The sequence below is a fragment of the Streptomyces sp. NPDC006798 genome (assembly GCF_040635975.1).
In the GTDB taxonomy this organism is placed as follows: Bacteria; Actinomycetota; Actinomycetes; order Streptomycetales; family Streptomycetaceae; genus Streptomyces.
In genome coordinates this window covers 24779-37659 of the sequence record NZ_JBEYIS010000034.1, presented here as the reverse complement: position 1 = coordinate 37659, position 12881 = coordinate 24779, and the positions used below count along the sequence as shown (strand labels likewise).

Here is a 12881-nt window from a genome sequence, read left to right as displayed (position 1 = left end):
CGCCTTAGTGATTCGACATTGAAGGTTTTCTCGATGAAGATCGCCTCCATCGAGAGCGGGGCAGCGGGGCCCGTGCCACCGATTCGCCCGGGACCGAGACCGAGACGTCGTGGGCCCCCCTCGGCCAATCTTGCACGCGTGGACCGAAGAATCGATTCTGCTAAGTTCCAGGTGACCTTGCTCGTAAGAGCTTCCACTCACTTTTGGAGGTAGGCGGTATGGCGGTCGGGGGCGGCTGGAAGCCACTGGAGGCGTTCTGGCCCGCATATCGCCTTGCCCGGGAACGTCACCGGTTGGCCCAGAAGATCAGCGAGTGTTACACCGCAGCACACCCGAAAGACAAGCCGCCGAAGCCATCGGACGTGAAGTCCTGGCGTGAAAGCGTCTACGAGCTCGCGACCACCTTGGACCAACGCGGTCTCGGCGATGTCTGGATGTTCATCGAGTACCTCGCCGACGGCGCGATGAACCCCGTCGACGTGATCCTCGCGGGACAACACCCTTCGGGGCGGCTCAGCTACGCGGTCATCGAACTCAAACAGTGGAGCAGTATCGAGCGGTCGACGGCGGCGAAACCCGCGGGGCTCTGTGCGAGCTGCAAGACGGCGGGGAACGTTACGCTCTGCCAGATGTGTGCCAGGGATCGGGTCTACGCGCCGTTCCAGGGGTACGAGAAGCACGTCAAGCACCCCGCCATCCAGGTCAACACCAATATGGACGACCTGCGCAGGCACCACAGCATGTTCGACGACCGCTATGTCAATCTGACGGGCGCGGCCTACCTGCACAATCTCAAGGACCCGGCCTATCAGTGGATCAGCCGGGTGTCCCCTCGCCCCGGAATCCCCACTTTCACGCAGCGACAGCCACTGGATCTGGAGAAGTTCCTGGTCGCGAACTTCAGCCCGGCCTCCGGCGCGGAGGCCGCACAGGAGTTGCTCGGACGTCGGCGTACCAGTTCGCTCCTGACGGACGAGATCGGAGCGATCGTCAACGGGCACTCCCGCTTCAGCCTCGTCGAGCACCAGTTGAAGGCCGTCCGGGCGATCGCCGACGCCAATACGGCTGTCGGATCACCTGGCGCGAAGAAGGTCTTCGTCATCGAGGGACGCGCGGGCAGCGGCAAGTCGCTCGTCGCCCTCACCGCTCTTGAGGAGGCGCTGCAGGCGGGGCACTCAGCTGCCTTCGTATCCGGCGGCATCGCTTCCCGCGACACCTTCAAGAGAGCCGCCAAAGGGCGCCAGAAGGCCTTTATGACGGTGAAGGGGGTCGCCGACAAGGTCGAGCCCGACGAGTTGGACCTGATCGTCTGCGACGAGGCCCACCGCCTCAGCGAGCGGCCGAAGACCGGTTCCTTCCACATGCGGTCCACCGGACCGAGCTCCGTGGAGGTGCTCGTCAGCCGCGCTCGCGTGCCGGTCTTCTTCATCGACGGCGACCAACGCCTCTTCCCGGAGGAGATCTGGTCTCCGGAGCGACTCGAGGCCGAGATCCAGAGCCTCGGCGTGGAGATCGTGCCGATCACCCTGGACCGGGTGCTGCGCACCATCGGCAGTTCGACCTACGACACCTGGGCCCATCGGCTCATGGCAGGGGATCCCATCGAGTGGTGTCCCGATGATGCCACCGATCCCGAGCCTTTCGAGCTCTACTACGCCGAGAGCGCCGCCTCGATGGAGGCGTTCCTCCTGAGCAGGGATCCGGCGGGCACGAGCGCCCGGATGAGCGCCGGGATGTGCTGGGACTGGACCGACGACACCGGCACCCACCCCGATGTCAATCCCGATCCCGGCTGGGCCCGTCCCTGGAACGCCGGCGACACCCACAGCACCCCGGGTGTGCCCAAGCGGAAGTTCTGGGCGACCGATCCCGGTGGCTTCGGACAGATCGGGTGCGTACACACGGCCCAGGGGCTCGAGTACGAGTGGGGTGGCGTGATCATGGGTCCCGACCTCACCTGGGAGGACGAGGCCTGGGTCGCCCACCGCGAGTACGTGAAGAGCAAGGCATCACGCATCGAGGACCACGGCGAACTCACCCGGGCGTTGCGCAACGCCTACGGCGTGCTGATGTCTCGTTCCATCCGTGGAACGGTGCTCTATTCCGTCGATCCCGTCACAAGGCAGCTCTTCGCCGACCTCGGGGTGCCGAGGCTCTGAGCGACCCGTCGCCCTCGCTCCGGGCCTGTGCCCCGCCACTGAATCCAGGCCCGGCATGGTCGAACCGATGACCTTCGAAGGCCAGTCCTGGACGGGGGACGACCGCTCGAATTGATGCACGTCAACTCGGACGCGGTCGCCGAGGAGGACGTACGGCGGATCCGGTACATGATCGCGGCACTCCGCGCTACGGCGACTGACGGGCCCGGCACCGGCCGTACGGCACGCGGCCCGGCCTCCGCGATCTTCCCCTCGCGTAGGCGTGGGCATGACGTCATTGGGTAGGGCGGGTACGAGGTCCGGGCTCCGGGGTGTGTTCCGGTGTTCGCGTGTGGTGGCGATGGTGCCCGGGCGCGGCCGGGAGGTCCGGTCGGGAACGGGGCCGGACCGCCAGGTGATCGGAAACGTGAAGAGGGGGCGGCCATGCGGGAGAGCCATCGGGCCGAGGCCGAGCGGTTGTTGGCGCGTGCGGTGGAGGAGGAGGCGCGGCGGGGGGACGGGGCGGGTGACGGTCGGATACTGCTGGCCCGGGCGCGGGCCTCACTCGATGCGATGGCCGGGACCGTGGCGGAGGAGTACGCCGCGTACGAGGAGGCTCTGAGCGCGGCCGAGGCGGCGAGGCCTCCGTTGTCGGACCGGTTGGCGTGGCGGAATCTGTCGACTCCCGTGCTGGTCACGGCCGTTGCCGCCGTCTCCGCCGTGGGGGCCGATCTGGTCATGGACACCTCTACGGGTACGGCGCTGGGCGCGGGGGCCGTGGTCGCGGTAGCGGGTGCGGCGACGACCGTGCTGAAGGTCACCGCGTCGCACTGGCCCGCCGCCCATCGGACGGCGGGCGCGCTGGGGCAGCCGGGCGGTGCCGAGCAGTTGCGGTTGCAGTGGCTGACGGCGCTGGAGGTACGGGGCATCCGCCCGTATCTGGAGCAGCAGCGGATGCTGACCGCGTCCCGGGCCCGGCCGGCCCGGCCGACCGGGGCGGCGGCCGGGGCCGTGGACCGGCTGCGCGGGGCCGATCGCAGTGCCGCCGCGCGCCGGCGGGCCGTACTGGACCAGTCGTTCCGGCATCTGCCGGTGTCGCAGGGCCCGTTCGCGGGCCGCCGGGACGCCGTGGAGCGGATCGGGCAGTGGGTCCGTACCGCCCGGGCCGCGACGGAGACCAAGCCGACGATCGTGGTGCTGTACGGGCGGCAGGGCGCGGGCCGGACGACCCTCGCGCTGCGGGCCGCGGAGCATCTGAAGGACCAGTTCCGGGGCGCGTGCGTGGTCGATCTGCGCGGTAACAGCGGCCGTCCGCTGACCACCCGGGACGCGCTGCTGCATCTGCTGAACCGGCTGGGCGCGCCCCGTGAGCAGCTGCTCTTCCGGGAGCGGTCCTCCGCCGAGCAGCAGGTGCGGCGGCTGGCCGAGCTGTACCACCAGCATCTGACGGGGCTCGCGGTGACGGTGGTACTGGACGACGCCAGCGATCCGGAGCAGGTGCGGACTCTGGTGCCGGAGCGGTCGGACAGTCTGGTGCTGGTGACCGCGCGGGAGCGGCTGGCGCTGCCGGAGGGGCCGGACGCCCCCGCCTGGGTGCATCAGCTCGCGGTGGACGGTCTGGACGACGCGGGCGCGGAGGAGTTGCTGCGCGAGCTGGCCTCCGGCGGCGGAGAAGAGGCCGGAAAGGAAGCGGCGCCGTACGACGCCCGGGGCACCGAGCGGATCCGCGAGCTGTGCGGCGGTCTTCCGCTGGCGCTGCGGGTCGCCGGGTCGTCGCTGGGGACGCGTTCCGCCGGGCGGCTCGCCGACGATCTGGCCGCCCTCGACCGGGACGATCCGCTGGAGCGGGCCCTGTGGCTGCGCTACTCCGACCAGTCCGACGAGGCCCGGCGGCTGCTGCGGCGGCTCGCCCTGGCGGGCCGGGCGTCCCTGGGGGCCGCCGCCGCGGCCGCCCTGCTGGCGACCGACCGGACGGCCGCCCAGGCGCTGTTGCGGGAGCTGGCGGGCGCCGGTCTGATCGACCGGGTGCGGTCGTCCCGCTACCGGCTGCACGAGTCGGTACGGACCTTCGCCCGGGAGCGGCTCTTCGCCGAGGAGGCGGCGGCCGAGCGGACCGCCGCGCAGGAGCGGCTGATCCAGAACTACGCGGATCTCGCCGGGGCCGTGATCCGGATGGTCGACGGCAAGCTCTCCACCCGGGCCGGGAAGTTCGACGCGCACGGTTTCTCGTCGCTGGAGTCGGCGCTGCGCTGGCTGGACGACGAGTCCAGCTTCATCACCTCGGCGCTGCGGTACGCGGAGGGCGTGGACCAGCAGACCGTACTCAATCTGCTGGGCGCCCTCGCCGACTACTGCCTGCTCCGCGGCGACCTCTACCGGCTCGGCGAGATCTCCGAGCTGACCCAGGCCGTCGACCAGGGGCTGCTGGACCGGGCCGTGCGGCTGCGGACGGGTATCGCGGCGCGTCAGCTCGGCGAGCTGGACAAGGCGCGGACGACATTGTCGTCGGTGGTCGGGCTCTACCGCGACGCCCGGAACGAGGCGGGGGCGGCACTGGCGCTCTGCTCCCTCGGGATCACCCTCCACCACCAGGGCAATCTCGTCGAGGCCGCGGCCAAGCTGAACGAGGCGATCGCCCTCCAGGGCTCCCCCGAGCAGGCCGAGGACCGGGCCTGGTCGCTGCACGCGCTGGCGGCCGTCCGCCGGGACCAGGCGCATCTCGCGGAGGCGCTGACCCTGCTGGACACGGCCCTGCGGCTGCACCGGGAGGGCGAGTCGCTGCACGGCGAGGCGTGGACCCACTTCCAGCTCGGCCAGGTGTGTCTGCGGATGGGCGACGTACCGCGCGCGGACGAGGAGCTGCGGACGGCGCTGGACCAGTACGGGCGGACCCGGGACGGGCGCGGCGAGGCGTGGGCGCTGACCCAGCTCGCCCGGGCCCGGCTGGTGGACGGCGATCCGGTGGTGGCCGTCGACGAGCTGCGGCGGGCGCTGGCCAGGCACCGGGAGAACGAGGACGCCCGCGGCGAGGCGTGGACCCTGTACTACCTGGGGCAGGCGCTGGAGGAGGGCGGCGAGCGGGACGAGGCGCTGCGGGAGCTGGAGCGGGCCAGGACGATGTTCTCCCGGATGCGGGACGTCTACGGGCTGGCCTGCGCCCGGCACCACTCGGGGCGGCTGACCCGGGACATCCGGGCCGCCAGGACCGGCAACCTCCGCAACTCCGGCTTCGCCCGTCAGCTCCTGGTGGACGCGCGGGCCGACTTCAAGCGGATCGGGGTCGCCCACGGGGAGGCGTGGACCTGTCTGGAGCTGGCGCTGATCGACGCGGGCAACAGCCGGGAGACGCAGGCGCTGGCGCTCTGCGACGAGGCGGTCGCGCTCTTCGACTCGTACCGCGACGCCCGGGGCGCCGACTGGGCCCGGCTGCTGCGCTGCACCCTGCTGCCGTACGCCTCACCGGGCGGTACGGAGGTCGGTACGGTCGTCGCCCAGGAGGAGCTGGCCCGGATGCGGGCCGCCGCCCACCCGGCCCGCGACGGCAAGCTGGAGGACTGCGCCCAGGCGCTGGCGGTGATGCTGGAGCGGGGCGTACGGCTGGAGGACGGCTGGCAGGCGTGGCATCTGGGCCTGATCCCGAACCGTCACGCGCGTGAGGTGATGGGCGTCCCGGTGCCGTCCCCCGACGCGGCACGGGAGGACTGAGCGGGGCGGCCCCGGCCGGTCGGGCCGGTCGGGCCGGTCTCTACGGCTCCGGAGGCGGCGTACGCGTAGTCCGCTACGGCTCCGGAGCCCGCGTCGCCCGTACGCCTGCCGGGACGCGAGCCGCGCGTACCGGAACGGCGGCTTCACGGGTCCGCCCGCGCCCCTCGGGGGTGCGGGCGGACCGGTGCGACCCCGGCGGTACGCCGGCTCCGCTACGCCTTCTTCGCGGCTGCCCCGCCGCTGACGCCGCCGGACTCGGCGGTCGCGGCCGCCGGGGCGGCCGTCGCGGACGCCGTGGCCTTCGCCGCCGCCGTCGACGGTGCCGCGGCCGCGGCACCGGCCGACGTCTGGTCGAAGTTGATGCGGTTCATGTGCCGGGTCATGGACTTCATCAGGAACCACACGCCCACGGCGAGTCCCGCGAACACCAGGAAGCCGAGAACGCCGGGGGTGACCTTGTTCTTGTCCAGCTCCTTGGCGAGGTCCGCCGCGTGCATCATTGCCAGATTTGCGCTTGGGGTCATATCAGGCATTGTCGCGGATGCCCGCGAAGAGGTCGTCCTCGGGGAGGGAAGTAGCGACGAGCGTCTTCGCCAGCTCGTACTCCTCCGTCGGCCAGACCTCCTTCTGAAGGTCCAGCGGCACCCGGAACCAGCCGCCGTCGGGGTCGATCTGGGTGGCGTGGGCGATCAGCGCCTTGTCCCGGATCTCGAAGAACTCCGCGCACGGGACGTGCGTGGTCAGGGTCCGCTCGGCGCGCTCGAACTCCTCCCAGCGCTCCAGCCACTCCCCGTACGGCGACTCCAGGCCGCGGGCGAGCAGCGCCTCGTGCAGGGCGACCGTACGGGGGCGGTTGAAGCCCTGGTTGTAGTAGAGCTTCAGCGGCTGGTAGACCGGGCCGAACTCGTCCTCGGGGAAGCGCTCGGCGTCCGCCGCGCCCTCGAAGGCGACCATGGTGATCTTGTGGGTCATGATGTGGTCGGGGTGCGGATAGCCGCCGTTCTCGTCATAGGTGGTGATCACCTGCGGCCGGAACGAGCGGATGGAACGGACCAGGGGCCCAGCGGCCTCCTCGACGTCCTCCAGGGCGAAGCAGCCCTCGGGGAGCGGGGGCAGCGGATCGCCCTCGGGCAGTCCGGAGTCGACGAATCCGAGCCATTCCTGCTGGACGCCGAGGATCTCCCGGGCCTCGTCCATCTCACGGCGGCGGACCTCGTGGATATTGGCCTCGATATAGGCGTCGCCCTGGAGCTTGGGGTTGAGGATGGAGCCGCGCTCACCGCCCGTGCAGGTCACGACCAGCACGTCCACCCCCTCGGACACATACTTGGCCATCGTCGCCGCGCCCTTGCTCGACTCGTCGTCGGGGTGGGCGTGCACGGCCATCAGTCGCAGCTGCTCAGTCAAGACGGGATCCTCAGTGATTGGTCGGTCGGCACGGCTTCTATAGTGACCGAATCGGGAGGCGGAAAATTCCGCTCCGCCCGATTCGGACTGTGCGGGAGGAATCACCATGAGCGGCGTGCGCGAGCAGCTTCCCGAGGGCCGTTACGGGCACTCGGCGGACCAGCGCTCCGACCGCCGTCTCAAGGTCCTGGGCGGCGCGCTGGGCGCGGTGCTCATCGCCGTGGTGGGCTGGTTCGGCTACGACTACATCGCCGGCCAGAAGATCAGTGCCGAGATGATCAAGTTCGATGTGACCTCGGACTCGGAGGTCCAGGTCCATCTGGAGATCCGCAAGGACGCGGACGCGACCGGTAGCTGTACGGTCCGGTCCCGTTCGGAGGACGGCGCCGAGGTCGGCCGGCTCGACGTCCGGATCGACCAGCGGGGCGAGTCCCGGATCGACCAGGTGTACAAGATCCGTACGCTCTCCCGAGGTACGACCGCGGAGCTGGTCCGGTGCGACACCGCGTGACCGCTTCCGCACCCGGCCCGGTGAGCCGGTGCGCCGGCCCGGCCCGGCGGCGGGCGACCGGATGACGACCTGCTGACGCCGTCACGGCGTCCGGTCCGGGTCCCGGCAGTGGTCCAGTGGCCGACCATCGGAAGAAACCATCGCGCGTTCGACCCCAGATCATTCTCTGACCTGCGTTGATGTGATTCTGATGGCTTTTGTTCTCCCCCTTTCAGCACGAAATTGTTAGGGTCGTGGTTTCGCCCTCCCGTAGAGGCACATGCTTCTGGGTAGGGCGAAGCTTTGTATCCCATGTACCGACGAGGAGCACCTGTGACCCAGACCAGTGAGAACGTCACCTGGCTGACCCAGGAGGCGTACAACCAGCTCAGGGCCGAGCTGGAGTATCTGTCTGGTCCCGCGCGCACCGAGATCGCCAAGAAGATCGAGGCGGCTCGCGAGGAGGGCGACCTGCGGGAGAACGGCGGGTACCACGCGGCCAAGGAGGAGCAGGGCAAGCAGGAGCTCCGGGTACGGCAGCTGACGCAGCTCCTGGAGTCCGCGAAGGTCGGCGAGGCGCCGCCGGACGACGGCGTCGTCGAGCCCGGCATGGTCGTGACGATCGCCTTCGACGGCGACGAGGACGACACTCTGACCTTCCTGATGGCGTCGCGCGAGTACGCGAGCTCGAACATCGAGACGTACTCCCCGCAGTCGCCGCTCGGCACCGGCGTCAACGGCAAGAAGGTCGGCGACACGGCGGAGTACGAACTCCCCAACGGCAAGACGGCCTCCGTGACGATCCTCGCCGCCAAGCCCTACACCGGCTGACGGCGACGACGCCCACCGCCCACAGACATGACGATGCCCCCGGGGTTCCCGGGGGCATCGTCGTATCCGGGGCGCGACGGCCCCGTGAAGCGTGGCGTCAGATTTCTCAGAGGGTCGCCGAGCGGTACTTGCGGACCGCGAGGGTGCGGAAGACGACGATGATCAGGATCGACCAGAGCAGGGACGCCAGGACCGGGTTCTGCATGGGCCAGGCGTCGGGGACCGGGTAGCCGGGCGGGAGGTTGCCGAAGAGTTCGCGGCAGGCCTGGACCGTGGCGCTGAAGGGGTTCCAGTTCGCGATGGTCTGGAGGAACGTGGGCATGTTCTCCGGGGGGACGAAGGCGTTGGAGATGAACGTCAGGGGGAAGAGCCAGATCAGTCCGCCGGAGGTGGCGGCCTCGGGGGTGCGGACCGAGAGGCCGATCAGGGCGCCGATCCAGGTGAAGGCGTAGCCCAGCAGGAGCAGCAGGCCGAAGGCCGCGGCCGCCTTGGGGATGCCCTCGTGGGCGCGCCAGCCGACGAGGAGGGCGACGATCATCAGGACGACCAGGGTGAGCGCCGTCTGGACCAGGTCCGCGAGGGTGCGGCCGGTGAGGACGGCGCCGCGGGCCATCGGGAGCGAGCGGAACCGGTCGATCAGGCCGCGGTGCATGTCGTCGGCGATACCCGCCCCGGCTCCCGCCGTGGCGAAGGTGACCGTCTGGGCGAAGATGCCCGCCATCAGGAACTCGCGGTAGCCGGAGGAGCTGAGGCCGGCGCCGGGGACGCTGATCGAGCCGCCGAAGACGTAGCTGAACAGGACGACGAACATCACCGGCTGGATCAGGCCGAAGAGGACGACTTCGGGGATCCGGACCATCCGGATCAGATTCCGCTGGGCGATGACCAGGGAGTCGGTGATCGACTGGACGACGCCGCCGCGCGGCTGGGGCGCGTAGGTACCGGTGATGCCGGGGGCGGTGGTCACTTGGCGGCCTCCTGACGACCGTGGCGGGAGCCGGTCCCCCCGGCGGGGTCCGGTGTCTCGTCGTCCGCTTCGGCCTTGTGGCCGGTGAGGGAGATGAAGACGTCGTCGAGGGTGGGGCGGCGGAGGCCGATGTCGTCGATCTCCACACCCCGGGCGTCGAGTTCGCGGATGGCGTCGGCGAGCAGTTTGGCGCCGCCCGCCACCGGGACGGTGAGTTTTCGGGTGTGCTTGACCACGGCGACCTCGTCCTTGCCGATGGCGGCCAGCACCACATGGGCGGCGGCTATGTCGTCCTGGTGGTGGACGACGACCTCGACGCGCTCGCCGCCGGTACGGGCCTTGAGCTGGTCGGCGGTGCCGCGGGCGATCACCCGGCCGTGGTCGACCACACAGATCTCGTCGGCCAGGTGGTCGGCCTCCTCCAGATACTGGGTGGTCAGCAGCAGGGTCGTCCCCCCGGCCACCAACTCCTCGATGACGGTCCACAACTGCTGGCGGTTGCGGGGGTCGAGTCCGGTCGTGGGCTCGTCCATGAACATCACGGGCGGCGAGACGACGAGCGCCGCGGCCAGGTCGAGCCTTCGCCGCATGCCGCCGGAGTAGGTCTTGGCGGGACGGTCGGCCGCGTCCGCCAGATTGAAGCGTTCCAGCAGTTCGCCCGCCCGGGCCTTCGCCGCGCGGGAGCTCATCTGGTAGAGCCTGCCGACCATCCGGAGGTTCTCCCGGCCGGTCAGATACTCGTCGACCGCGGCGAACTGGCCGGAGAGCCCGATCGCGCGGCGGACCTCGTTGGGGTGTTCGAGTACGTCGATTCCGGCGACGACGGCCCGGCCCCGGTCGGGCCTGAGCAGGGTGGTCAGGACGCGCACGGTGGTGGTCTTCCCGGCTCCGTTCGGGCCGAGCAGTCCGAGGACCGTGCCTTCGGGGACGTCGAGATCGACGCCGTCCAGAGCCTTGACCTCACCGAAGGTCTTCACCAGCCCCTCGGCGTAGATGGCGCCTGGCATATGGGTCTCCCCGTAGTGAGCGGACGGTGGATCGCGCATCGCTTGAGATGTTCAGGTTTGCAGTACTTTGCGGCTTTTTCCACCGCGCGGCATGCGGCTTGAGCGGCACCGGCGGGTCCCGGAGCGGCGCGACAGGGCCACACGATATTGCGATGTATCGCGTTTCTCAAGTTTGTAAACGCGATACATCGTGGCGAGGTGTCGCGGCGGGAACGGCGAACGCCCCGCGCCACAAGGGGCGCGGGGCGTTCGTCCGGGTGCCGCCGGGGGCGTACGACGGCGGGGCGTACGGCTCCGGTGCCGTACGGGCGCGAGCGGCGGGCGCGGTCAGCCCATCACCGTCACCACATACCCCTCCTGCCGCAGCGCCGCCGCCACCTGCTCGCAGTGCTCCGGGCCCTTCGTCTCCAGTTGCAGCTCCACCTCCACCTCCGTCAGGCCGAGCCGCGGATCCGTCCGGACATGGCTGACGTCGAGCACATTCGCGTCCAGTACCGACAGCGCCCCGAGCAGCGCCGCCAGCGCCCCCGGCCGGTCGGTCAGCCGGAGCCGGAGCGACAGATAGCGGCCGCCCGCCGCCATCCCGTGCCGGAGGATCCGCTGGAGGAGCAACGGGTCCACGTTCCCGCCGGACAGCACCGCCACCACCGGTCCGGCCGCGAACGCCGCCGGGTCCGACAGCAGCGCCGCCACCGGGCTCGCCCCGGCCGGCTCCACCACCAGCTTCGCCCGCTCCAGACAGAGCAGCAGCGCCGTGGACAGCTCGTCCTCGGAGACCGTACGGACCTCGTCCACCAGCTCCTCGACGATCCCGAACGTCAGATCCCCGGGCCGCCCCACCCTGATCCCGTCGGCCATCGTCACCGGGGCACGGACCGCGACCGGCCGCCCCGCCGCCAGCGACGGCGGAAACGCCGCCGCGCCCTCCGCCTGCACCCCGACGATCCGCACATCGGGCCGGACCGCCTTCACCGCGACCGCGATCCCCGCCGCCAGACCGCCGCCGCCGATCCCGACCAGGATCGTCCGCACCTCCGGGCACTGCTCCAGGATCTCCAGACCCACCGTGCCCTGGCCCGCGATGACGTCCGGATGGTCGAAGGGGTGGATGAAGACCGCGCCGGTGTCACGGGCGTACGCCTCCGCCGCCTCCAGCGTCTCCTCGATCACCTGACCGTGGAGCCGGACATCCGCTCCGTAGTCACGCGTGGCGGCGACCTTCGGCAGCGGCGCGCCCTGCGGCATGAAGACCGTCGCGCGGACCCCCAGCAGGGACGAGGCCAGCGCCACCCCCTGGGCATGGTTCCCGGCCGACGCCGCCACGACGCCCGCCGCGCGTTCCTCGGGCCGCAGCCCGGAGATCCGGACGTACGCCCCCCGGAGCTTGAAGGACCCCGTGCGCTGGAGGTTCTCGCACTTGAACTGGACCGGCGCCCCCACCAGCCGGGACAGATGGCGGCTGCCCTCCATCGCGGTCATCCGGGCCACACCGGAGAGCATCTTCCGGGCCCCCCGGACGTCGTCGAGGATGACCGGCGGAAAGGTGTGACGCGGACGGAAGCTCATGACTCCCAGTCTCGCAGCTCACGGGGGCGCGCTCCGCGTCGCGGCGGCAGCGGACGACGGCGAGGACACCCCCGTCCCCGCCTCGGCGCGCCCCCGGCGGACATCCGTATACCGCTTCTCCGCCGGTTTTCTCAGGCCCCGTACGGAGTGCCCCGGGGCCGCGTACTCTGTCCCCCACCAATCGACCGCTCCCGCACGAGAGAGCCCTTTGCCATGCCCACTTCTCAGGACATGACGACCCGTCTAGATCCCGGCCTCCTCGATGCCCTCCAACACCAAGTCGCCCTTTTCGCAAGGCGGGCGGAGCAAACCCGGCTCGCGGGGATGGGGCAGGTCCGCAACTCGATGGACCGTGCCGCGTATCTGCTGCTCAACCGGCTGGACCGGGAAGGTCCGATGGGCGTCAAGGCGCTCGCGGCCGGGATGGGCATCGACTCGTCCACGGTCACCCGCCAGGTCGCTCCCCTCGTGGACACCGGCCTGGTCAAGCGGACCTCGCACCCCGAGGACGGCCGGGCCGTCGTACTGCAGCTCTCCCCGCGCGGGCAGGCCCGCCTAGAGGAGGTCCGCTCGTCGCGGCGGGCACTGATGGCCCAGGTGACGGACGGCTGGTCGGATTCCGAGAGGGAGTCCTTCACGTCCTTGCTGACCCGTTTCAACCGGGCGCTGTCGGCCCGCCAGACGGGAACGGAGGTGCCGCCCCCGGCCACCGGCTGACCCTCTGCCCCGAACTCCGCGGGCCCGTCGGTCCGTTCGGCCCCCTCGGCCGT

10 protein-coding genes are annotated in these 12881 nt (G+C 70.7%); 5 read left to right on the top strand and 5 right to left on the bottom strand.

Features of this window, described 5'->3' with window-relative positions; all coding sequences use genetic code 11:
- Positions 1-293: 293 nt before the first annotated feature.
- Together ABZ714_RS22595 and ABZ714_RS22590 are read left to right on the top strand one after the other, a co-directional pair.
- Positions 294-2159, top strand: coding sequence for a DNA/RNA helicase domain-containing protein (locus ABZ714_RS22595; protein WP_358827098.1), 1866 nt, complete (start codon positions 294-296; stop codon positions 2157-2159).
- A 423-nt stretch (positions 2160-2582) separates the two neighbouring features.
- Complete coding sequence (locus ABZ714_RS22590; protein WP_358827097.1) at positions 2583-5843, top strand: tetratricopeptide repeat protein; 3261 nt, start codon at positions 2583-2585, stop codon at positions 5841-5843.
- Positions 5844-6055: 212 nt separating this feature from the next.
- Here the strand turns inward: ABZ714_RS22590 and ABZ714_RS22585 are convergent, their stop codons facing one another.
- Both ABZ714_RS22585 and mca read right to left on the bottom strand, forming a co-directional pair.
- Complete coding sequence (locus ABZ714_RS22585; protein WP_358827096.1) at positions 6056-6376, bottom strand: hypothetical protein; 321 nt, start codon at positions 6374-6376, stop codon at positions 6056-6058.
- Positions 6369-7250, bottom strand: a complete 882-nt coding sequence (gene mca / locus ABZ714_RS22580) for a mycothiol conjugate amidase Mca (RefSeq protein WP_358827095.1) — start codon at positions 7248-7250, stop codon at positions 6369-6371. Before mca ends, ABZ714_RS22585 begins: the two co-directional genes overlap by 8 nt.
- 106 nt (positions 7251-7356) lie before the next feature.
- Between mca and ABZ714_RS22575 the strand changes: the two genes are divergently transcribed.
- A complete protein-coding gene (locus ABZ714_RS22575; protein ID WP_358827094.1) occupies positions 7357-7761 on the top strand; it encodes a DUF4307 domain-containing protein in 405 nt (134 codons plus the stop codon).
- Between the two features lie 312 nt (positions 7762-8073).
- The gene (gene greA, locus ABZ714_RS22570) at positions 8074-8571 is read left to right on the top strand and encodes a transcription elongation factor GreA (RefSeq protein ID WP_358827093.1); all 498 of its coding nucleotides are present in this window, start codon (positions 8074-8076) and stop codon (positions 8569-8571) included.
- 106 nt (positions 8572-8677) lie between these two features.
- On the opposite strand, the gene ABZ714_RS22565 is transcribed toward greA, so the two are convergent.
- The 3 genes from ABZ714_RS22565 to ilvA form a co-directional block, all read right to left on the bottom strand.
- Positions 8678-9538, bottom strand: a complete 861-nt coding sequence (locus ABZ714_RS22565; RefSeq protein ID WP_358827092.1) for an ABC transporter permease — start codon at positions 9536-9538, stop codon at positions 8678-8680.
- Positions 9535-10545, bottom strand: coding sequence for an ATP-binding cassette domain-containing protein (locus tag ABZ714_RS22560; protein ID WP_358827091.1), 1011 nt, complete (start codon positions 10543-10545; stop codon positions 9535-9537). The genes ABZ714_RS22565 and ABZ714_RS22560 overlap by 4 nt, the downstream gene beginning before the upstream one ends.
- 327 nt (positions 10546-10872) lie before the next feature.
- On the bottom strand, positions 10873-12111 hold the full coding sequence (gene ilvA / locus ABZ714_RS22555) for a threonine ammonia-lyase (RefSeq protein ID WP_358827090.1): 1239 nt from the start codon (positions 12109-12111) through the stop codon (positions 10873-10875).
- A 213-nt stretch (positions 12112-12324) separates the two neighbouring features.
- Here ilvA and ABZ714_RS22550 point away from each other — a divergent pair, with 213 nt between their 5' ends.
- Complete coding sequence (locus ABZ714_RS22550; RefSeq protein WP_358827089.1) at positions 12325-12828, top strand: MarR family transcriptional regulator; 504 nt, start codon at positions 12325-12327, stop codon at positions 12826-12828.
- The last annotated feature ends 53 nt before the right edge of the window (positions 12829-12881 follow it).

What these genes read in the sequence shown, in the direction of transcription:
- ABZ714_RS22590 (WP_358827097.1), top strand. Translation starts at nt 2,583, where the DNA reads ATGCGGGAGAGCCATCGGGCCGAGGCCGAGCGGTTGTTGGCGCGTGCG.
- ABZ714_RS22585 (WP_358827096.1), bottom strand. Translation starts at nt 6,376, where the DNA reads ATGCCTGATATGACCCCAAGCGCAAATCTGGCAATGATGCACGCGGCG.
- ABZ714_RS22575 (WP_358827094.1), top strand. Translation starts at nt 7,357, where the DNA reads ATGAGCGGCGTGCGCGAGCAGCTTCCCGAGGGCCGTTACGGGCACTCG.
- ABZ714_RS22560 (WP_358827091.1), bottom strand. Translation starts at nt 10,545, where the DNA reads ATGCCAGGCGCCATCTACGCCGAGGGGCTGGTGAAGACCTTCGGTGAG.
- ilvA (WP_358827090.1), bottom strand. Translation starts at nt 12,111, where the DNA reads ATGAGCTTCCGTCCGCGTCACACCTTTCCGCCGGTCATCCTCGACGAC.
- ABZ714_RS22550 (WP_358827089.1), top strand. Translation starts at nt 12,325, where the DNA reads ATGCCCACTTCTCAGGACATGACGACCCGTCTAGATCCCGGCCTCCTC.